Raw genomic sequence first — 22,128 nt, 5'->3', positions numbered from 1 at the left:
GTTCATTAGATAAGCCAGCTCGATTACTTGTGTCTTATTACAAAAAAAGAATGCAAATCGAACAAAATTTCAAAGACATAAAAAATGAACAACTGGGGTTAGGATTACGACGAAATCAATCGTCAGGCAAAACAGAGCCAATATGCTGTTCTTCCTGGCTATTTTACTCATCATGATTGCCTGGTGGTTTGGTTTGATGATTGAGTCTCTTAACAGACATCGTTCTTATCAGGCCAATACTATAAAAAACAAACGAGTTCGCTCTTTTATTCATCTCGCTAGAATGGCTTTTCGGCATGAACCAGAATTACTTAATTGGGATTTATTTCGGAGCGTAATGAGTGACCTGCAACAGCAATATCACTCATTTATTGAATCTGGCGCTTTGAGTTGTTCAAAATAATGACAGGATCACTCAGCGCCTACGCGGGAACGACACGATAATAGATCTGTTTGAGTAATTGCTAAGTCATCCGCTGGCTATACATAAATAATGAGGGGAATTCCTCATGGCTTGTCCGAGGGACGCAGAAGCCAGGAGAAGACGAAAGTAGCGAGTTAATTTTTTCTTAATCTTCATTTCTTATAATCATTATACATTTATAGTTCCAGTGGCTAATTTATAATGACGCATAATGAATTTCTTGATTGGCTGGATGAGCTTGACAGGCTTAATCCAGAGAAGCCTAAACTGGCGGTTTTAATTGAAAGCCTGAAAGGAGAAGCGTACAACCTCAACCAAGATCAAGTTATCGCGAACATTCAGGCTTTACTCAATCAGATAAGTACCTTTGACGAAAGTATTGTCTATCCTCGTGCTCATCCGGTAGGTCGGGTACTAAACACCTTTATAAGAGGCAGCAAAACAGAGCTTTTTTTTAGCACGAGAACAGCGGTTGCAGCCATTCAAAGGGTGCTGGACGCTTTGCCATCAGACAGCTCACCGGAGTCAATACAAAGGTTTTATACCCGTGTAATGGATTGGACACAGTTTGCTCCAAAAGAGGGGGAAAATGCTTTAAGCGAGGAAGAGAAAGCTTACATCAAGGAATATTTTAAAAACAGGGCAACTGAGGCAGTTAAACAAACGCTTGCCACTATTTATTCTGTAAATGATAAAGTTTCCAAAAGAGCCGCGCATGAGCGTTATATATCTGCAACAGCTTCCAACGTCAATACAGCCATTTCCACTTTGTATAATCACGTTCTGGAGCCTAATGAGCGGATCTCACCTGAGAGAGCTCTTTCTCCACAGGAACTGGCGCGAGCAACTACCCAAATTTCCATTACGTCATTAAACTTCTATGCTCATAAGCTGAGCCTGATTGATCAACACCAGCGCGAAGTAAATCAGCTTAGGAAAAGAGCGGAAATAATCAGCGATCTGACTGAAAGTGGATACAGGAGCACGAAAGATGTGAATCGCTTTCTAGATCTTTTAGTGTCGATTCCAGATGAACATATCAGCTTCCTAAGCTATATCAAATCATATAAGAAAGCGATACATAGGGCTTCTAATACCAATGTGTTTGCACAGGAATTGGCAAGTAAGGAAATCAATCATCTGATAGATAATTGTCTTAAATATTTTGAGCAGCCACAGACTAAAGAAAATGTAAAACAATTCATTGAACAAGCTGAATTAGAAATCATTGGCATCTACAGCGCTTTCCAAGTACACAGCAAACAGATTTTTAGTACTTCGGCTAGCGATAAAATTACTGCTTTGCTGCAGCTTGAGAGTGATACAACTTATTTTGTCCGAGTGTTATTTGCATTACAACAAACAATTGACCATAGCAAAGATCGAGCTACTCGACAAAGAATTTTCGATATGATTTTAGACGCTGGAGTTGCTTATCACGGTGATATAGAAAATCGCTGGTCAATTGATACCCTGTCAATTTGCCTTGCAGTTGTTAGTGTGGCCTTGAAGACGCCAGAAGAAGCCCAGCAGGTAATTGATTTCGCAGCCAGGATCAAACCTTTAATAAAGCTGCAGGAAGATAAAACCGGACTGGTTAGTCAGTTATTCAAACTTCAGCTGAAAATTGATAGCAGTAATTCTTCTCAGGAAAAACAAAGGCAGCAAGAGATCTTTGATATTATTTTGGAAGAAAGTATTGCCTATTTTTCCAATCCTAAAACGCAATGCTCAAGGGACTTTTTTGAATATTACATCGAAATATGTGGAGTTGATCATTTCAAAACAGCTGACCATGCTCGTCAATTTATGGCATTTGCTTCTGCCGTCACCAACGATGGCACTGCATTGTTCAATGAGCTGGCTAATTTTCATCTGAAGATAATCAATATGGAAAAGAAAGATCCGGCTGTTTATAAACAAGCCGTTGACACGGCTACGAAGCTATTGTTTGATCTTATGGAAAGAAGCACGGAATTTCTCTCAAAACCAAAGACTAAACAACTTTGCAAAGAGTATGAAAATGACTGTCAGGAAATTATCAACGCTGCTCGACCGGTACTGAAAGAGCATCGCGGTGCAAAGAATGTTTTGGCCTGGGCAGCATTAGTAATGAGTGTGGGCATTATACCATTGGCTGTTGCAACGTTTAACAAACTTTTTCATGGAAAATTTACGTTCTTCCCTCAGACAGCAACAGATAAAAAGGTGGATGGTTTAGAAGCGGTGATTCATACTGTATCGGAACCTCCCGAGGAAAAGCCAGAGGAAACGGATAGTTCTGAACCGTTTCAGAGTCCTGAGCTCTGATTGATTGACATTTAATTTTTCATCTTCACAATAAAAGTATTGAGTAATTGTCAGCGGTTTAAAACAGGGAACGTATCATGACTAAGCGCAATCATTTCGACAGGGATCCCAAGCTTTATCGGCAGCATCGCCCACAGTATCCCGAAAGTCTGTATCAGTTTCTTTGGGAGCAAACGCTCCATCACGATACAGTATGGGATTGTGCTACGGGCAATGGTCAGGCAGCGCTGCCCTGGCTCAATCGTTTCAAACAAATCATTGCGAGTGATATCAGCCAGTCGCAGTTGGATGAGGCTTTCAAACATCCGTCTGTTGATTATCGCTGCTGCTCAGCAGAGGACTCTGGTATCAAAGCGCAAAGCGTAGATTTAATCACCATTGCCCAAGCCCTACACTGGTTTAATTTTGACTTGTTTTATCAAGAGGTCAGACGAGTAGCCAAACCTTCGGCCCTGATTGCCGCCTGGTGCTATTCGTTGGGGCGCTTCGATTGCAATCTGGATACCATTGTCTGGAATTTGTATGAAAATATTCTGGGCGACAACTATTGGCCCCGTGAGCGTCGTTATATTGATAACCGTTATAAAGATATTCCTTTTCCTTTTGAAAAAATTGAAAGCCCTTTATTTTTTATCGAAAAAGAATTTAATCTTGACGATTTTAAAGGGTATTTGAATACCTGGTCTGCTGTGAAAGAATACCAGCTTCAAAATCAAACCAATCCCGTTGAATTAATTTCCGATGAATTAACACTGGCATGGGGCGCACCTGATCAAATCCGCAAAATGCAATGGCCTATTCATCTGCTGGCGGGACGAGTTCGATGAATAAGCCAGACTTCGCTGAGATTAACGGAAACCTTCCAGCACAATTTTTCCAACGGATTTTCCACTTTCAAGTAAGCGGTGAGCTTGTTGCAGATTGGCTGCAGTGATTTTACCCAGATTTTCATTCAATGTGGTTTTGATAGAACCTGCATCAACCATTTTAGCTACCTCGCTAAGAATCTGGTGCTGTTTTATCATATCAGGAGTTTTGAACATGGAGCGTGTGTACATCATTTCCCAGTGAATGGAAATACTTTTTAGTTTGAACAATTTGATATCAAGAGACTCCGGATTATCGATGAGCGCGAATTTACCCTGAGGTCTAAGGCATTTTATAAGCTCGGCTGCATGCTCATCAGTGTGGGTGAGACTAATCACATAATCGACTTCACTTATTCCCCGTTGCTGCAATTGCTCTGATAGCGATTGCTGGTGCGAAATGACGTGATGGGCGCCGTTTGCTTTAATCCATTGCGAGGACTCAGGGCGTGAGGCAGTGCCAATAATAGTGAGAGAAGTTAACTGTCGTGCTAACTGCACAAGAATGGACCCGACACCGCCTGCCGCTCCAGTAATAAGCAAAGTGCCTGTGTCTGCCTTATCAATTTGCAGACGATCAAAAAGCAGTTCCCAGGCGGTGAGGGTAGTTAGCGGCATTGCTGCAGCTTCGGCATTGGAGAGGCTATGCGGTTTTAATGCGGCAATACGTTCATCAATCAGATGAAGCTCTGAGTTACATCCAGGGCGGGTTAAATCACCGGCATACCAGACTGTATCTCCTTTTTTAAATAAACTGACTTTACTGCCAATATCCTTCACTATACCGACCGCATCCCAGCCTAGAATTTTATAGAGGCTGTTTTCGGGTTGAGTCCTTGAGCGCACTTTGGTATCAATAGGATTCACGGCTATCGCCTGAACTTCAACCAATAAGTCATGTTCCATCATTTCTGGCATTGGCAGCTCAATTTCCTCGAGAACATCTGCCACACCTGCTTGTTTATAACCAATCGCCTTCATAAATTGTCCTTAATAATAAAAGTTTGATTATACTTCAAATAGGAAGAACTGAGAGGATGTAATATGAAAAAATGGATACTGCTGATTGGTTTATACTTATCAGGCCAATCGTATGCTGCAGTTTATGACTCCCCGGAAATATTCATGAATGTAGATACAAACCACCCTCATTTTTCGATTAGTTTGCCCTCTAATCCAACCACAGGCTATAGCTGGACCCTGAAAAAATATAATGACAAATTGTATGAACTGATGACGCATCAATTTCATCCCAGCAAACCTAAATTAATCGGAGCAGGGGGGAAAACTGTATTTGTTTTTGAGGTGCTTAAAGGAGTGACTCTTCCTAAGAGAAGCACCTTTGAATTTTTTTACGCTCGCCCGTGGGAACCTCAGAATGGAAGAACGCAAAAAGTGATTATTACATTTCAAAAAGGATTGAATACGGCTCCGCCTGTGTTAGAGCAATAATAAAACTTAAATACTCTCTCCAAGAAATCAACCCTCACCCTAGCCCTCTCCCAGCTTGGGAGAGGGGATTTTCTTTTTAAATGAATCTTTCCTACAGCCCTCTCTCCCTCAGGGAGAGAGTTAGAGAGAGGGGGATTTCTCTTAAGTTGATGATGTCATTAGAGTGTGTTCATTAAACTGAGTCATAACTCACAGGCACGCCGTCATCTCGAACGCAGTGAGAGATCTCTACATCTTGTTTTGTGCAAGCATCGGAGATCTCTCACTGCGTTCGAGATGACGTGGCATGCCACAGCTTGATGAAGGCTCTCTGTCATTACGCCTTGCGTCGAAAGGGCAAATACCGTGCTTCCCAGAACCGATCATTAATCAGCTTAACCAGATTTTCATTCTGATTGGTCTGTGCCAGTCCTTCCTCGATCGCTGCCTTCGCAACGCTTACAGCAATTTGCCTTGCAACCAGTTGCGCGTCATTCAATGAAGGCAGCAGCGGCAGAAAGCTGTCTTTACGGCTAGGTGAAAACTCACTTAAGGTTTTTGCAGCAGCCCAAATCATTTTTTTGGAAAGACGAGTTGCCTGTACAGTTAATATGCCCAATCCAATGCCTGGAAATACGAGTGCATTGTTGCATTGCGCGATATCAATCAGGCGATTTTGATATTCTACCGCAGGAAAAGAAGTGCCGGTAGCGACTAGTGCACGTCCCTGGCTCCACTGCAAAATATCGGCGGGTTGCGCTTCGCATTTTTCATCGGGATTGGATAAGGGGAAAATAACTGGGCGATCACAGGCTTGCGACATCGTTTCAATGATATCCTGTGAAAAAGCGCCTGGCTGTGCAGAGCAGCCGATGAGAATGGTTGGTTGTACATGGCGCACAGTATCCGTTAATGATGGATTTGAACCATTTAAGGACCAGGATTGGATTTCACTGCGCAAGCGTGCATAAGGCTGTTGGGCTTCAGTAAGATCCGCATCATCCTTTATCAGTAAGCCCTGGCGGTCTATCAGCCAAAAGCGCTGGTAAGCTTCTTCTTCACTCAAACCTTGCTGGATCAGAGCATCAACGATCTGATCGCTTATACCTGTGCCTGCTGAGCCTGCTCCAAATACTACAATTCTGTGTTCGGATAGTTTCTGCCCGCTGACATCGGAGGCTGCCAGTAAAGCCGCCAGAGTAACCGCACCCGTCCCCTGAATATCGTCATTAAAAGTACAAAGTTCATCCTGAAACCGTTCCAGAATCCGTCTGGCATTGCCGCGTCCAAAATCTTCCCAATGTAAAAATGCGTTTGGAAAATGCTTATGCACCGTTTTAACAAAGGCATTAATGAAGTGATCATAGTCCGCAGCGGGAATGCGTGGATGGCGACAGCCTAAATAAAATGGGTCATTCAGCAGTTCCTGATTATTGGTTCCCACATCAAGAAACACCGGCAGGGTACGGCTGGGATCGATTCCTCCGCACAGGGTATAAACCATCAGTTTAGCGACCGGAATATCCATACCCCCAATTCCCTGATCCCCAATGCCGAGAACGCCTTCGCCATCGGTTACGACAATTAAGTCAATTTCAGGATTGGAGCGATTATTAAAAATTTCATCCAGTTGGTTTTTGTCCGAATGTGCAATGTACAAGCCTCGTGGCTGGCGATACTCATGGCTAAAACGCTTGACGGCAGTGCCTACAATCGGGGTATAGATCGTAGGGAGCATTTCCCCGAGATGCCTGCTTAATAATTTATAAAAAAGGGTTTGATTTTTGTCATGCAGATTATTCAGATAGATATTTTGCTGGAGCCGGGTTTGATAACTTGAATACTGCAAATAGGCGCGCTTGACCTGTTCGTCCAGGGTTTCTACTCGATGCGGCAGTTTCCCCAATAAACCAAAGGCACGACGTTCCTCCTGAGTAAAGGCGGTTCCCTTGTTTAATTGCGGCAGAGTCAGTAAAGCTTTACCTGTGATAGACGTTTCAATATATATTTCATCGGTTTGTTTATCGCGAACAACACTAAAATCCAGCATAAATAGAATCTGATGATTAGAAAGCTGACAACGATACCCAATTGCTGGCATTTATTCAATGAACAAAATAGCAATTAATGGATATTCTGAGCAAGATTTGGATGGTGAAGCTATTCCTGGCAATATAAACAACATCGTGGCATAAGTATTTGACTAATGATAACATGCAGGTTTTCAGTATTTTGTGAAGAGGTTGGGATGATAAAACATTTTGTCTGGGGGATGGCCGTTCTTCTCTCAACAAGCTGCTCTGCCCGAGACGAAAATTATTATCGACTAAACCCAGAGAAGGTTGAGCAGGCTTTAAAAAACTGTCCGGCGGCAAGCCCCGGCAAAATCAGCTGTAATGAGCTGAAAGCTTTGTCTGCCCGCCAAAATCAACTGGCTTATGAGCTACAATTAAGTCCACAGGGTTTTGGGCAGCGAATTTTGTCCTTGCAAATGAAGCTGGCCGGACAAAAACTGGAGCTGAAAGAAAGCGCCAATCAGACTGAGTTACGGGAAATCATTGATCAGAATGAGCGGCAGCTGGCTGAATATCTGGCAATCGTAAAATGGTTAGAGTCTCCTGAGAGTTGATGAATGAGAATATTAGTGAGTAATGATGATGGTGTTTCTGCGCCTGGTATAAGAGCTTTGGCAAATGAAATGTCTACATTAGGCGAGGTCAGTGTGGTCGCTCCTGATCGCAATCGCAGCGGTGCCAGCAATTCCTTAACCCTGACTCGTCCGTTACGGATAAGACAGATGGATAATGGCTATTATAGTGTCGATGGGACACCGACTGACTGTGTGCATCTGGCTCTTACAGGATTTCTCGAACCAACGGTCGATTTGGTTGTTTCCGGTATTAATGATGGCGCAAATCTGGGTGATGATATTCTGTATTCAGGAACAGTGGCCGCTGCTATGGAGGGCCGATACCTTGGTTTGCCGGCTATCGCGTTTTCTATGGCGGGTGAAAACATTCAGCATTATGATTCTGCGGCAAATATTGCAAAGCAGCTTGTTTTGAACATGCACACTAATATGCTGCCTTCGCAAACGATTTTAAATGTAAATATCCCCGATTTACCCTTAAATCAAATTAAAGGATTTGAGGTGACGCGTTTAGGTACACGCCATTGTGCTGAACCTACGATTACCGAGCTCGATCCCCGAGGCCGACCGATTTATTGGGTAGGACCCTCAGGCTCTCAGGCCGATGCTGGGCCGGGAACAGATTTTTATGCAATCGCAAGGCAATACGTTTCAATTACTCCCTTGCATCTTGACATGACCCACTATAAGGTTTTTGATCAATTATCAACATGGGTGGATAAGTTAAATTGGGAATAATGAAAATCTTCAGTTTTCTGTATGATAAAACGGTGCAGTGGTCCGGTCATGCGCATGCGCCTTATTATCTGGCAGGTGTATCTTTTGCGGAATCTTCTTTTTTCCCTATCCCGCCTGATGTCATGCTTATTAGTATGGGCCTGGCAAATCCCAGACGTTCCTGGCAATATGCTTTTATCACTACGCTTTTTTCGGTGCTTGGTGGAATTTTTGGCTATTTGATTGGTTATTTTTTTATCGAAGCGATACTACCCTGGATTGAAAGCTCTTCCTGGAGTGATAATTACCATTTGATTCAGCAATGGTTTACTCAGCATGGTATTCTGGTTATTTTTATAGCGGGTTTTTCACCCATTCCCTATAAATTGTTTACGATTGCGGCAGGTGCTATGAGCATGGCTTTTTTACCCTTTGTTTTTGCTTCGGTTCTGGGAAGAGGGCTGCGATTTTTTCTGGTTTCAGGCATTATGTATTTTTATGGTCATAAGCTTCATAATAATTTGCGGCAATATGTCGATATAATTGGCTGGAGTGTGCTGGCCCTGTTAGTATTGATCCTTTTAATAATGAAATTTGTTGCATGAGACAGACTATGCCTGCTTTATTTCTCCTGCTGTTAATTTCTTTTTTATCCGGTTGTGCGGTAAATCCGCGGCCGGTACCTGTTGAGGATATTCGTTCCCGGTGGGAGCTTAGCCATAAAACCATCCATGTAGTTCAGCCCGGCGACACCTTGTACGCAATAGCTTTTCGTTACGACCGGGATGTGCGTCAGCTGGCAGCCTATAATCATCTACGTATTCCATATTCTGTTCGCGTAGGTCAAACCATCCGTTTAAGCCCTAACGCACAAATCAGGACAGGCAGCAGCGTCAAAGCTGCTCCACAACACTATGAAAAACCCTTTAAAACGGCAAAAACGCCACAATATATTCAAAAGAAGCCAAATTCTGCCGTTGTTCCTCAACCTGCTCCCGCTCAGTACGTCGGTGGTCAATGGAGATGGCCCGCTCCAGGTCGTGTGGTTACCACATTTAATCCTGCGCAGGGAAAAAAAGGCATAGATATTGCTGGTAGTAAAGGGGCGGCAGTGTATGCTGCGGCAGATGGAGTCGTTGCTTATTCCGGGAATGGCCTCTCTGGTTATGGTAATTTAATTATCATAAAGCACAATGGCCAGTTTTTAACTGCCTATGCCAATAATTTAAAAAATAAGGTACAAGAGGGGCAAAAGGTTAAAGCGGGACAGATTATTGCCGAAATGGGAATTATAGACAGGCAGTTTTGGGGCGTTCATTTTGAAATTAGAAAATCAGGTCAACCTGTAAATCCAATGCTGTATTTGCAAAAAAGATAATACTGACCTAATTTATATAATTCAGTGGCTAATTTCAAATGAGACTGTGTTTTTTCAGGCTGATATAAACACAAAAGGTGACAATCATGCAAGCCGAAGATGAATCAATAAAAGAACCAGAGATCGCAGAGACTGAATGGGAAGATCCTGTCGAGGAAGATTCATTGCTGTTGGAAGAGGAAACCTTGGCTACTGAGGATAACGAGCCTGATTTTACTGATGAAGAAATTTTCCCTACCTACCAGCGAGGCAGACAGACCTCCAAGGCAATGGATGCTACTCAACTCTATTTAAGTGAAATAGGTTTCTCGCCATTACTTTCCGCCGAGGAAGAGGTTCATTATGCTCGTCTGGCATTGAAAGGGGATGTTGCAGCGCGTAAAAAAATGATCGAATCCAATCTTCGTCTGGTGGTTAAAATTTCCAGACGCTATCTTAACCGTGGACTGCCTTTACTGGATTTAATTGAAGAGGGAAATCTGGGGTTAATGAAGTCAGTTGAAAAATTTGATCCGGACAGAGGGTTTCGATTTTCAACCTATGCTACCTGGTGGATTAGACAAACGATTGAACGAGCAATTATGAACCAGACTCGAACGATTCGTTTACCAATTCATGTGGTTAAAGAACTAAATGTTTACTTACGAGCAGCCAGACAACTGACGCAAAAGCTCGATCATGAGCCCTCTGCGGAAGAAATTGCCGAGATGGTGGACAAGCCTCTTGAGGATGTTGAAAAATTACTGGGATTAAATGATAAAGTTGCATCAGTAGATACACCTATCGGCTATGACGATAATAAATCCTTGCTTGATACAATCGCTGATGAGAATAGTGTGAATCCAGCTGAATTGCTTACTGATGAAAATCTGCGAGCTCACATTGAATCCTTACTGGATAAGCTAACAGATAATCAGCAGCAGGTCATTGCCCGACGCTTTGGTCTTCGTGGGTTTGAAAAAGCGACGCTCGAAGATGTAGGTAAGGAGATCGATCTTACTCGTGAACGGGTTCGTCAAATCCAGGTGGAGGCTTTGAAAACCCTGAGAGGATTATTGGAAAAAGTGGGGTTAACTCAAGAGGATCTTTTTTAACTATACCCAAGCAACTTTAAAATGCTAGGTTTTAGGCGACTTGATTTTTTTGTCCAGGATTTTTTTAAAAGCGAGTAATAGCCAGCTCTATTGCGAGTTTTTAAAAAAATCCTGGCCGAAAAAAGCAATAGACCAAAAATAGCATTTTGAAGTTGCTTGGGTATATACTGTATTTAGGAAGATCCGCATGCAGGTAAAGTATCATGATAAGGGATTTAAATTGGTTCCAGGAAGGCCCTTTGCCTGCGGATACTATTTATGGCAGCTATGATCCTAAACTGGTTGTTCTTTCATATATTATCGCTGTTCTGGCTTCTTATGTCGCCCTTGATTTCGCAGGGCGGCTAAGAGCAGAAAAAAATTCACGCGACAAAATATACTGGCTTCTGGGTGGGGCTTTTGCAATGGGAGCTGGTATATGGTCCATGCATTTCATCGGTATGCTTTCGTTTATTATGCCGATGGCAATGGGATACGATGTCTTCTGGACTGTTTTCTCCCTTCTCCTGGCCATCGCTGTCTCCTTCTTCGCCTTATTTATATTAAGATCGGACAATCATTCTGTTACAAATCTTATCGCCGGTGGGATTGTAATCGGTCTGGGAATTGCAGGCATGCATTATGCAGGCATGGAAGGAATGCGGGTACATGTTCAAATCCATTACATAATGACCACGTTTTTTCTCTCCATACTGATTGCTATTCTGGCCTCAGAAGCGGCACTTTGGCTTGCTCTGGAAAGTAATCGAGGATCATCGCGAAAGCAGTTTTATACTAAAATGCTAAGTGCTTTAGTGATGGGGATCGCGATCTGCGGTATGCATTATACAGGCATGGCGGCAGCCGTATTTACGCCTCTGGCAGCCCATGGCCCGCACATTGAAACAGTTAATCAGGATTTGCTTGCTTTTTTTGTAGCAGGTATTACTGGTCTTATCATAAGTCTTGCCCTGATGGTTTCTACTTATTATAAACAGATGATTAAAGTCGTGCAGAATGAGCGGGAGTTTGTAGACGCTATTCTGAATAACCTTGATGACGGAATCATTGCCTGTAATACGAGCGGGATTATTACTGTTTACAATAAAGCCCTGAAAAAAAATTACCAGCACAGCTCACACGTTGCCGGCTTAAAACTGTCTGATTACTTACATTTTGAATCATTAGATAATCAAAGAATTAATGACAATCAGTCGCCCTTGATTCGTGCTCTGCGCGGAGAAAAGATTCATGGTATGGAGTTATTAATACAATTTAACAATGGTGAGCGTCGAAATGTTGTGGTAGATGGCCAGGCGATAAAGAGCGCCGATGATTCTACAATGGGGGCGGTGATTGCTATTCATGATATTACTGATTTAAAAGAAACAGAAAAAATGAAAAGAGAATTTGTTTCAGTGGTCAGCCATGAGTTACGAACCCCCCTCACATCCATCCGGGGGGCGCTCGGTTTGCTTTTAGGGGGAGCTGTAGGCAGTTTTACGGAAAAAGCGCAACGCCTGCTTGATATCGCCAATAAAAATTGTGAGCGTTTGTTATTATTAATCAATGATATTCTGGATATGGAAAAAATCCAGGCCGGTAAAATGGATTTCAAAATAACAAAAATAAATCTATCCAATCTAATCATGGATTCGATTCAAGCGATTAAAATGTATGGTGAAAAATACAATGTGTCAGTTCGCTTTGAAAAATCACTGCCAGATATTGTCGTGCAGGTTGACCCGGATCGTTTGATGCAGGTTATCGCCAATTTATTATCCAACGCCATTAAGTTTTCACCATCAGGAAGTGAAGTCACAATTTCTATGAAACAGCAGGGAAATCAGGTGCGGGTGATCATTACGGATTTCGGCTCAGGGATCCCACCGGAATTTCAACCGCGTATTTTCCAACAATTCAGTCAGGCCGATTCTTCTTCAACCCGCGGAAAAGGTGGAACCGGATTAGGGCTAAGTATAAGTAAAGCAATTATTGACAAGATGGGCGGTCATATTAATTTCACAAGTCAGCCCGGAGTAGGCAGCCAATTTTATTTTGATTTGACTACATGTCCTGAAGCACAGGAAGAAACGGCACCGCCAATTATTAATCAAAGTCGAGATAGATTTTTAATCTGTGAAGACGATCCGGATCAGTCCAAATTTCTCGCGCTATTAATGGAAGGGGCCGGGTTTGCTGTGGATATTGTGGATTCAGTGGCTGAGGCAAAAAAATTTCTGAACACCACAAAGTACAAGGCCATTTTGCTGGATCTCATTTTACCTGATCAGGATGGCATCAGCTTTATCAGAGAATTACGAAACTCTGAAAAAACAAGAGATCTGCCTGTAATCGTACTTTCCGTTATTGCTGAAACGGGGCATTCCATTATTAACGGTGATGCAATTTCAGTGGTTGACTGGTTAGACAAGCCTATTAATTTTGACAAGTTATTATTATCTATTGGGAAAATCAAAGAAAAAAATAAAGACCGGATCCCGCTTATTTTACATGTGGAAGATGATATCGACATGCAGAAAGTTGTTCGTACTGTGTTGGAAACAGAAGCAAACTTAGCTTCTGTCTCCACATTGCATGAAGCGAAAGAAGTCTTGGAAAAGCAGCAGTTTGATCTGGTTATTCTTGATTTGCTTTTACCGGATGGCAGCGGTACTCAGCTTCTGCCTGTATTGGCCGAGAAGAAATTCCCGGTGATTGTTTATTCAAATACGGAACTGGATCAGGAGTATTCCAAGTATGTAGTTGATGCTTTGGTTAAAGCAAAAACAACGAATGATGATCTTTTAAACAAGATTAAGCATTTGTTTAGTGAACAGGAGGGAGGTCATTATGCCTGATAGGGAGTTGTCGAGCATTCTGTATGCGGAGGATGAGGCGGATATTCGTGAGATTGCTCAGGTTGCACTCGAGGATTTGGGAAATTTCAAAGTCATTTTTTGCCATGATGGGTATGAGGTCATTGAAGCGGCAAAAGGCATTATTCCCGATCTTATTTTATTAGATGTGATGATGCCAGGAATGGATGGCCCGTCTGCGCTAATTGAATTGAGGAAATTACCGAGATACACAGATATTCCCGCTATATTTATGACCGCAAAAATACAGTCGGAAGAGGTTGAACAGTATAAATCGCTAGGCGCTGTAGACGTCATTGCCAAGCCATTTGATCCGATGACCTTAGCCAGCGATATAAGAGCGATCTGGGATCAATTATGAAAGCTGAGGTTAAGGAAAAACTCCAGGCTTTATATACTGAATATGCCAGGAGCTTGCCAGATAAGCTACAGTCTATAAAGGCTGAGTGGTTAAACCTTAAAGCGCATTGGGATAGGAAAAAATTTCAGGATTTTCATAGAACGCTGCACAGCCTTTGTGGTTCTGCAGGCACTTATGGTTATGACTCGCTTTCAAAAGCTTCAAGAAAGATTGAAATTTTATTAAAATCAAAAACCGGTCAGGAATTTCTTTCCAGGGAAGAAATGGATGAAATCTCTTTTCTTGTTGACAACTTAGAGGCTTCATTCAAACCAGCTCAATCACAAACTACCATTTCTGAAGATTTTTTTACAAGCAATGGAAAAATTTTACTGGTAGATAATGATAAGCGATTCATTCAGGAGTTAAATAGTAATTTGCAAGAGTCAGGTTATCAGGTTCATGTTATTTCCTGCGAGGAAAATATTAGAGAAGCTTTTTTTGAGATCTCTCCAGCAGCATTAATTGTAGATGTCGAAAAAATCAGCCGATCGACAGCAGATTTCTTATTTGAAATTTATAATAAAGAAAAGCTATCAACTCCATTGTTCTGTATGGCCTATAGTGCCGATATTCTCACCAGGCTGAAAGCGATTCGTCTGGGTAGCAGTGCCTTTTTCCAAAAACCAATGGAATCCATTTATCTGACTCGGAAACTTGACCAGTTCTGTGCAAGCATGCCTGGTGAGCCTTACCGGGTGTTGATAATTGACGACTCCCTGTCGCTGGCTGAATATTACGCGCTTATTCTTAAAGAAGCCGGCCTTATTGCGAGATACATTACGAATCCTTTACTTCTGATTGAAACGCTTGAGGATTTTCAACCTGATTTACTGCTAATGGATCTGTATATGCCAGAATGTTCTGGCCTTGAGCTGGCAATTGTACTTCGACAAGAACCCCAGTATACAAGGCTGCCGATTATATTTCTGTCAACTGAAGACGACAGATTAAAACAATTATCAGCCTTAAATCTTGGTGGAGATGATTTTCTTGTGAAACCAATTGTTCCCCAGCATTTAATCAAAACCGTATTCTCCAGAGCAAAGCGAGCCGAGATTTTAAACTCATTCATGACCAAGGACAGCCTAAGCGGATTGTATAATCATACTAATATTTTACAGCGCCTTGACCTGGAAATAGCTCGTGCAAGCAGACAAAATGAGCAGCTGTCTTTTATCATGGTTGACATTGACCACTTCAAATTGATCAATGATAACTATGGTCATCCTACTGGCGATAATGTAATTAGAAAAATTTCTTCCATGCTTTTACTGTGTTTTCGGAAGACAGACATTATTGGACGATACGGGGGAGAGGAATTTGCCGTAGTGATGCCCAATACTAGCCCCGAGGACGCTTTTCGGGTGATAGAAAATTTTCGGATTAAATTTTCAAGGTTCAGTTTCCAATGCAATGGACAAAGCTTTTCAGTCACCATTAGTGCCGGTTTATCCAGCTTTCCAGCTATTCACGACGTAAGCAGCCTCGTCTCCGCTGCAGATCAGGCTTTGTACGAGGCTAAAAATCATGGACGAAATCAGGTTATAATTGCTGACTGTGGCATTTAATCAGCGATCGATGCTGCGAACGGGAAAATTCTTCCAGCAATCCGTGTAATCCTTTTGTCTGGATGAATGCCGCATTGCCGCTTCGCTGACCCGCCATATCTCACGCGTCTCAAACATAAATGCCAGGGTATTTTCATAACGTACCGGCTTAAGATCCGCAGAAACCGCCTGCGCATAGCTTTCAATATCTGGACCGTGACCACTCATACAATTATGAATGCTGACGCCACCCGGTAAAAAGCCAGATTTTTTCGCATCATACTCTCCCTGAATCAGGCCCATTAATTCATTCATAATATTGCGATGAAAATAGGGGGGGCGAAAACTGTGCTCTGCCACCATCCATCTCGGTGGAAAAATAACGAAGTCGAGATTAGCCACACCTGCTGTTTCACTTTCGGAGGTCAGAACAGTAAATATTGAGGGATCAGGATGATCAAAGCTCACCGTGTTAATAGTGTTAAACAGGGATAAATCGTAGCAATAGGGTGCCAGGTTGCCATGCCAGGCAACCACATTCAAAGGAGAAGTGTCACTTTGAGCTGCCCATAAGCGCTGCTGTGATTTACAAACCAGCGTAACTTCTCGGCTCAGCGATTCAAAAGCTGCCACTGGATAGAGAAAATGCCTGGGGTTGGCCAGGGAGTTAGCGCCAATGACTCCTAAAGGCGGGAGTGTAAGAGGAGATCCTGCATTTTCGCACAAATACCCGCTTGCTGATGCGCTATGTAATTCCACGCGAAATTTAACTCCTCTGGGAATTACAGCAATTTGTTCTGGTTTGATTTTCAGATGACCAAACTCGGTGAGCAAAGACAATTCGCCTTCATAAGGGACGAACAATAATTCACCGTCAAAATCGCTAAAATAACGATGTACCATCGATTGATTGCACTGATAAATATAAGCCCGGATTAGATTGCTTCCTGCAATAGGGAATAATCCATCGATAAAATCCACTGAATTCTGAGGTGAGGGCAATGGCGACCAGCGGTAGGGATTAGGGGCCTGATATTCGAGTAAATCATTAAACTGAGCGCCTTCATAGGGAACATAATCCTGCTGTTTAACCGACGGAGCTGTTTTATAAAGCCAGCTGTGCAAATTTGCTGCACGCGCTTTGGTAAATGCAGAGCCGCTCAATTGCTCAGCATAAAGCCCATAAGCGCATTCCTGGGGAGAGTTCTGATTTTTGGGTAGTGCCCCTGCTATCGCTTCTGTCTGATGATGATTGCCAAATCCGGACAAATACACCGCAATTCTCCCTGAAGTTAGTTATTTTCTAGAATATCTCGATCGATTCTGCCTGTCGAGAACATAATTCTATCGGCAGAACCTCTATTCCGGAATCGGCTTGAATGCTATAATTTTTTCAATTTTTTTAGCATTGAGGTGTGTTGTGGCCGGTCATAGCAAATGGGCGAATATTAAATTCAGAAAAGGTGTTCAAGATGCCAAACGAGGTAAAATTTTTACCAAATTAATCCGTGAAATTACGGTTTCTGCTCGGATGGGCGGGGGAGACGAGTCTTCCAACCCGCGTTTGAGAGATGCGGTGATTAAGGCACTGAAAGCCAACATGAAGCGGGATACAATTGATAATGCCATTAAGCGCGGCGCCGGCGGCCTTGACGGTGACAATATGGTGCAAATGCGTTACGAAGGCTATGGTCCGGGTGGTGTGGCAATTTTGGTTGATTGTCTGTCGGACAATAAAAATCGTACCGTATCAGAGGTCCGCCATGCGTTTACCAAGAATGGTGGAAATCTTGGAACTGATGGTTCTGTTGCTTATTTATTCAATAATCAGGGTGAGATTTTATTAGCTGCTGGTCAATCAGAAGATGCTGCTATGGAAGCTGCCATTGAAGCAGGGGCTGAGGATGTTTCCACAGAGGAAGGGCAGGTTGAAGTGATTACCGCTTCAGAAAACTATCATGCAGTACTGAATGCTCTGCAGAATGCTGGTTTTGAAGTTGAGCAATCCAGTTTGACTATGCGTGCGCAGACAATGATTCCTGTCGATAAAGAGACTGCAGAAACCTTAATTAAGCTTATTGACATGCTTGAAGATCTTGATGATGTGCAGGATGTCTATAGCAATGCTCAATTGCCGGACTCATTGTTTGAATGACCGTTATTCTAGGGATTGATCCCGGTTCAAGGGTTACCGGATATGGAATTGTCAGAGAAGAAAAGCGCAAGCTGGTTTATGTGGACAGTGGCTGCATTAGAACATCCGATGCTGAATTAAGCCAGAGATTGCTGGAAATCTTTAATGGCATATGCCTTTTAATGGATAATTATACACCTGATGAAGTGGCTATTGAGCAGGTGTTCATGCATCAAAACCCTAATTCTGCTCTAAAACTGGGGCATGCCCGAGGCGTGGCTATGGTGGCCGCGGCTTCACATCGCGTTAAGATCAGTGAGTATTCTCCCAGAGAAGTCAAGCAGGCCATTGCGGGTTATGGCGCTGCGGAAAAAGAGCAGGTTAAGCGAATGGTGGTCAGTTTATTAATGTTAAATAAAGCGCCACAAAGTGATGCGGCTGATGCGCTTGCTATAGCAATTTGTCATTGCCATAACCGGCGTACGCTCAAGGCATTGGCTTTAAGTTAATTGTTTTCTTGAGTTTTGACTGTGAAGGCTGAGATGCTGATCGTTAATATAAAAAATCAGGAGTTATGCTTATGATTGGTTGGTTACAGGGAACGATTATCGATAAAACGCATCCCGGGCGCTTTGTAGTGAACGTCAACGGCGTTGGCTATGATGTAGAAACGTCACTTAATACATTTTTCCAACTGGAGGCTTCTGGCGGTCAAATTGCTTTGCATATTCATACCATTGTCCGCGAGGATGCTTTCCTGCTGTTTGGTTTTGCCGATAAACTGGAGCGTTCACTATTCCGTGCCCTGATTAAAGTAAACGGAGTGGGGCCAAAGTTGGCAATTAATATACTTTCCAGTATTGCCCCCACTGAGTTCATTCAGACGATAATACAGCAAAATGCGGTCTTTTTAACCAAACTCCCTGGAATAGGTAAAAAGACAGCGGAGCGTTTAATCATTGAAATGAAAGACAGCATTGAACAACTGATGGTTTCGGAATCTCTTGAAGTGCCTAAACGGGAGCAAATTGTTAGTCATCGCGAACAAGACGAAGCGATTCGCGCCCTGGAGGCTTTGGGCTACAAGTTGCAGGAAGCGACAAAAGTAGTTTCTCGGCTGGATGACGGAACTAAAAACTGCGAACAATTAATCCGACAGGCACTGAAAGAATTGGCAGGTCGAGCCGTATTCGGCTGATAGAGGTGACCTGGCATGACACAGTTTGATGAACACTCTCGGCTGATACAAATGGACTAACTTGAAGGAAAAAGGACTCTGACGATTAACCCGGTACCTTCTTTAGGCGACTCCAGCTCGACTCTGGCGCCATGAAGGTCACAGATTTGTCTGACTATAGCCAGGCCAAGGCCGCTGCCCGGGCTTTTATTTCCAAGGACTCGGAAAAAGCGCTCAAAGACACGGCTTTGTAATTCTTCCGGGATACCGGGACCATTATCGGATACTTCAAAAATAAGCTGACTTTCTTTTTGAAACACCCGAACGATAACCTTGCCATTTTCCTTGCAATAGCGAATTGCATTATCAACCAGATTACGAATTAAAATTCCTATGGCTGTAGAATTGCCTTCCAAAACCGGCAAATTGTCATCATGCTCAAACTCAAGCTCAATTTGCTTTTCTAATGCGCTGGGAGCGAGCATGGCCATGATTTCGCGAGCGACTTTAATCAGGTTAACTTCATCCACATCATTAATGCCTGTGGAACCTGGAACCAGTTTGCTCATGGTTAAGAGCTGCTGGACAATATGAGTACTGCGATTGACGCTGGCTATGAGTTTATGCAATGCCTGATTTTTTTCATCAATATTGCTAGTATTTAATGCGACTTGCGCCTGAGCTTTTAAAGCAGCCAGAGGAGTACGCAACTCATGAGCTGCATCAGCGGCAAATCGTTTTTCGCGCTCAAAACCTTCCTGCAGACGATAAAATAGTTTATTTAATTCATCAATTACCGGCTTAATTTCTTCCGGTACCTCCTGAAGATCTACTGGCTCCAGATGGGTTGGGGCTCTATTTGCGACCTCTTGGGCAACTCTATCCAGGCTATCCAGCCCGCGTCCGATAATAATCCATATTAACAGGCCTGACAGCGGAAAGGTCAGCAGCATGATATACAGATCGTCCTGAGCGATGCGGTGTCCCAGTTCGTTGCGTGTGTCGTAACGTTCTGCAAGTACGGTGCGGATTCCGGCTTTATCATTATAAGTAGTGAAAACCCGCCATTTCTGATTCGATAAAAATCGATCGCTAAATCCATCTATTTCTGAGGTCAGGGGAATTTTGGGAGCCGTTGGTGAGTGCAGTAATAATTTACCGCCATTAGTCCATACCTGAAAATTAAACTTGTCCATGTAATTTTTAGGCGGTAAATCATTTAAAAAACGGCGCTGATAATAATTCTCGATTTTCTCTGGAATGACCTCCAAAGCATCCTGAATCTTTGCTAAAGGACGCTGGTGCAGATCGTCTCCTAAAAGCGCCTGATAGGAAAGCGCGGATACTGCCATGAGTGTATCGAGATGCTCCTGGATATCTTTCTGGTCGAGATAATAGTTACCAATAGCAGTCAGGGTTGTTGTTATGGTAATTGCCAACAACAAATTGATTAATAGAAACTTGCGTATTGATGATTTCACAATAGCTAACTACTCTCGCTTTTATCAGTCTTTTCGGCCATGTAACCTACGCCGCGTATAGTTCGGATAAAGTTTGCATTGAGTTTTTTGCGAAGATTGTGGATATGTACTTCGAGTGCATTGCTATCCACATCCTCGTCCCAGCCATATATACTTTGCATTAATTGCTCTCGGGAAAGAACCTGCCCGCTGTTTTCCAGCAGTTTTTGTAAAAGAGCAAATTCACGCCGTGGTACATTGACCATGACATCATCCACATAAACAGAGTGAGCTGCGGGATCAAGTGTAATATTACGGTATAGAAGCAGCGCGTCAGCTCGTCCCTGCGAACGCCTGACCAAGGCTCTTACTCTGGCGCTCAGCTCATTTAAGTCAAAGGGTTTGATTAAATAATCATCGGCCCCGGTATCCAGGCCTTTCACCTTGTCTTCTACCGAGTCTCTGGCTGTTAATATAATTACTGGTGTGGCATTGCCGTCGTTGCGTAGGGATTGCAGGAACCCCAGTCCCGAGAGTTTGGGTAATCCCAGGTCAAGAATGATTAACTCAAAGGACTCTGATTTCAAAGCAGCGCGAGCCGCTTCACCGTCTTTTAGCCAGTCAACCACATAACCAAATTGGGTAAGCCCTGCCTTAACCGCATCTCCAAGCAGTTCATCATCTTCTACCAATAGTAATCGCATTACAACTCCTTTATTCAAGGCAGACTCTTTCCTGAGTCACCGGAGGGTTGATCACTTACTTCTTTATCTAACAAATGCCTGGTCAGATAAAGTGCCTGAAGAAATACAAAAACCAGAGTTAAGCCTGCACCGCCAAATAATTTGAAGTTTACCCATACATCCGTACTGTAAAAATATGCAACATACAGGTTGATTGCGCCCATTATCGTGAAAAAAAAGAACCAGGCGTAATTGAGACGATACCAAATTTTAATTGGGAGTTGAACATTATTTTCCATCATACGCTGAATAAGCGGCTTGCTGGTTACGTAAGGAGAAAACAGAAAGGCCAGGGCAGTCAACCAATAAATTCCGGTAGGCTTCCATTTTATAAACCAGGGATTATGGAAAATCAAAGTGGCACCGCCAAGAACCGTTATTATAGCAAAGCTTATAACGTGCATTTTTTCAAAGCGTTGATGCCTGAGACGGTAAATAAAAACCTGCAATAAGGAGGCCACCATAGCTATTGCGGTCGCTGTGTAAATACCAAATAGCTTATAGCCAATAAAAAACAGAACAATAGGAAAAAAATCAAACAATAATTTCATAGTATTTATATGAGTTTACATAGTCTTAAGTATAACACACGATTTAAAATCAACTTGCAAGTTTTAAACATAGTATTTCGTTGTTATTTCTCGATACGAACAGAGCTTGACAGTATTAAATGCCTGGTAACTCTCAAACCGTCTCACGTCATCCTGAACGCAGTGAAGGATCTCCTGAATCTGGCTCCGTTCTAAGCAGTTTGAGATCCTTCGCTACGCTCTGGATGACGTACCTGGGAAGTTTCAATGCTTATACTGAAAAAAACAGCGATAATTCAATCAAATCGTTCCAACGTCATCCTGAACGCAGTGAAGGATCTCCTGAATCTGGCTCCGTTCCAAGCAGTTTGAGATCCTTCGCTACGCTCTGGATGACGTACCTGGG

The 22,128-nt window shown here is 42.9% G+C and carries 21 protein-coding genes and 1 pseudogene; 16 read left to right on the top strand and 6 right to left on the bottom strand.

Translation table 11 applies throughout. The features are described from left to right. From E1O89_RS15135 to E1O89_RS15125, 3 genes and pseudogenes are all read left to right on the top strand, one after another. Positions 1–403, top strand: a pseudogene (locus E1O89_RS15135) (transposase); the annotation flags it as partial. 222 nt (positions 404–625) lie between these two features. Further along, positions 626–2,734 (top strand): hypothetical protein, encoded by a 2,109-nt coding sequence (locus tag E1O89_RS15130; RefSeq protein ID WP_133140886.1) that lies wholly within the window; start codon positions 626–628, stop codon positions 2,732–2,734. Between the two features lie 77 nt (positions 2,735–2,811). Further along, positions 2,812–3,561 (top strand): class I SAM-dependent methyltransferase, encoded by a 750-nt coding sequence (locus E1O89_RS15125; RefSeq protein ID WP_133140885.1) that lies wholly within the window; start codon positions 2,812–2,814, stop codon positions 3,559–3,561. Between the two features lie 21 nt (positions 3,562–3,582). On the opposite strand, the gene E1O89_RS15120 is transcribed toward E1O89_RS15125, so the two are convergent. Further along, a complete protein-coding gene (locus E1O89_RS15120; protein WP_133140884.1) occupies positions 3,583–4,581 on the bottom strand; it encodes a zinc-binding alcohol dehydrogenase family protein in 999 nt (332 codons plus the stop codon). A 63-nt stretch (positions 4,582–4,644) separates the two neighbouring features. On the opposite strand from E1O89_RS15120, the gene E1O89_RS15115 reads away from it, so the two are divergent. Then, on the top strand, positions 4,645–5,052 hold the full coding sequence (locus tag E1O89_RS15115; protein ID WP_133140883.1) for a protease inhibitor I42 family protein: 408 nt from the start codon (positions 4,645–4,647) through the stop codon (positions 5,050–5,052). A gap of 316 nt (positions 5,053–5,368) precedes the next feature. On the opposite strand, the gene E1O89_RS15110 is transcribed toward E1O89_RS15115, so the two are convergent. Next, on the bottom strand, positions 5,369–7,081 hold the full coding sequence (locus E1O89_RS15110; protein ID WP_133140887.1) for an NAD-dependent malic enzyme: 1,713 nt from the start codon (positions 7,079–7,081) through the stop codon (positions 5,369–5,371). Positions 7,082–7,279: 198 nt separating this feature from the next. Between E1O89_RS15110 and E1O89_RS15105 the strand changes: the two genes are divergently transcribed. The 8 genes from E1O89_RS15105 to E1O89_RS15070 all read left to right on the top strand — a co-directional run bounded on the left by E1O89_RS15105 (position 7,280) and on the right by E1O89_RS15070 (position 15,699). Next, positions 7,280–7,660 carry a hypothetical protein gene (locus E1O89_RS15105; protein WP_112218487.1) on the top strand — a complete coding sequence of 127 codons (381 nt, stop codon included), beginning with the start codon at positions 7,280–7,282 and terminating at the stop codon, positions 7,658–7,660. A gap of 3 nt (positions 7,661–7,663) precedes the next feature. Then, positions 7,664–8,419, top strand: coding sequence for a 5'/3'-nucleotidase SurE (gene surE, locus E1O89_RS15100; protein ID WP_058507473.1), 756 nt, complete (start codon positions 7,664–7,666; stop codon positions 8,417–8,419). Further along, on the top strand, positions 8,419–9,003 hold the full coding sequence (locus E1O89_RS15095) for a YqaA family protein (RefSeq protein ID WP_133140882.1): 585 nt from the start codon (positions 8,419–8,421) through the stop codon (positions 9,001–9,003). Before surE ends, E1O89_RS15095 begins: the two co-directional genes overlap by 1 nt. 8 nt (positions 9,004–9,011) lie before the next feature. Next, a complete protein-coding gene (locus tag E1O89_RS15090) occupies positions 9,012–9,776 on the top strand; it encodes a peptidoglycan DD-metalloendopeptidase family protein (RefSeq protein ID WP_133140881.1) in 765 nt (254 codons plus the stop codon). 86 nt (positions 9,777–9,862) lie between these two features. Next, the gene (gene rpoS, locus E1O89_RS15085) at positions 9,863–10,870 is read left to right on the top strand and encodes an RNA polymerase sigma factor RpoS (RefSeq protein ID WP_133140880.1); all 1,008 of its coding nucleotides are present in this window, start codon (positions 9,863–9,865) and stop codon (positions 10,868–10,870) included. A gap of 203 nt (positions 10,871–11,073) precedes the next feature. Next, entirely contained in the window at positions 11,074–13,710 is a 2,637-nt protein-coding gene (locus E1O89_RS15080; protein WP_133140879.1) for an MHYT domain-containing protein, read from the top strand. Next, positions 13,703–14,089, top strand: coding sequence for a response regulator (locus E1O89_RS15075; protein WP_133140878.1), 387 nt, complete (start codon positions 13,703–13,705; stop codon positions 14,087–14,089). Before E1O89_RS15080 ends, E1O89_RS15075 begins: the two co-directional genes overlap by 8 nt. Beyond that, positions 14,086–15,699 carry a diguanylate cyclase gene (locus E1O89_RS15070; RefSeq protein ID WP_133140877.1) on the top strand — a complete coding sequence of 538 codons (1,614 nt, stop codon included), beginning with the start codon at positions 14,086–14,088 and terminating at the stop codon, positions 15,697–15,699. Before E1O89_RS15075 ends, E1O89_RS15070 begins: the two co-directional genes overlap by 4 nt. On the opposite strand, the gene hmgA is transcribed toward E1O89_RS15070, so the two are convergent. After that, entirely contained in the window at positions 15,700–16,953 is a 1,254-nt protein-coding gene (hmgA, locus tag E1O89_RS15065; protein WP_133140876.1) for a homogentisate 1,2-dioxygenase, read from the bottom strand. It lies immediately after the preceding gene. 145 nt (positions 16,954–17,098) lie between these two features. Here hmgA and E1O89_RS15060 point away from each other — a divergent pair, with 145 nt between their 5' ends. The 3 genes from E1O89_RS15060 (at position 17,099) to ruvA (ending at position 19,010) form a co-directional block, all read left to right on the top strand. Then, complete coding sequence (locus tag E1O89_RS15060; RefSeq protein ID WP_133140875.1) at positions 17,099–17,833, top strand: YebC/PmpR family DNA-binding transcriptional regulator; 735 nt, start codon at positions 17,099–17,101, stop codon at positions 17,831–17,833. Next, on the top strand, positions 17,830–18,321 hold the full coding sequence (gene ruvC, locus E1O89_RS15055; protein WP_133140874.1) for a crossover junction endodeoxyribonuclease RuvC: 492 nt from the start codon (positions 17,830–17,832) through the stop codon (positions 18,319–18,321). Before E1O89_RS15060 ends, ruvC begins: the two co-directional genes overlap by 4 nt. Before the next feature lie 71 nt (positions 18,322–18,392). Continuing rightward, a complete protein-coding gene (gene ruvA / locus E1O89_RS15050) occupies positions 18,393–19,010 on the top strand; it encodes a Holliday junction branch migration protein RuvA (RefSeq protein ID WP_112218476.1) in 618 nt (205 codons plus the stop codon). Positions 19,011–19,066: 56 nt separating this feature from the next. On the opposite strand, the gene E1O89_RS15045 is transcribed toward ruvA, so the two are convergent. From E1O89_RS15045 to E1O89_RS15035, 3 genes are read right to left on the bottom strand one after another with little or no spacing between them, the layout of a single operon-like run. Then, positions 19,067–20,470 (bottom strand): ATP-binding protein, encoded by a 1,404-nt coding sequence (locus E1O89_RS15045; protein WP_133140873.1) that lies wholly within the window; start codon positions 20,468–20,470, stop codon positions 19,067–19,069. Positions 20,471–20,475: 5 nt separating this feature from the next. Then, the gene (locus tag E1O89_RS15040; RefSeq protein ID WP_133140872.1) at positions 20,476–21,153 is read right to left on the bottom strand and encodes a response regulator; all 678 of its coding nucleotides are present in this window, start codon (positions 21,151–21,153) and stop codon (positions 20,476–20,478) included. Positions 21,154–21,167: 14 nt separating this feature from the next. Then, on the bottom strand, positions 21,168–21,743 hold the full coding sequence (locus E1O89_RS15035; protein ID WP_112218473.1) for a septation protein A: 576 nt from the start codon (positions 21,741–21,743) through the stop codon (positions 21,168–21,170). Between the two features lie 119 nt (positions 21,744–21,862). On the opposite strand from E1O89_RS15035, the gene E1O89_RS15570 reads away from it, so the two are divergent. Further along, on the top strand, positions 21,863–22,128 hold a 266-nt coding region (locus E1O89_RS15570; RefSeq protein WP_222845441.1), incomplete at its 3' end, for a hypothetical protein.

It is taken from the genome of Legionella genomosp. 1, assembly GCF_900640215.1.
GTDB lineage: Bacteria > Pseudomonadota > Gammaproteobacteria > Legionellales > Legionellaceae > Legionella_C > Legionella_C quinlivanii_A.
This window is presented reverse-complemented; position numbering and strand designations above follow the sequence as displayed.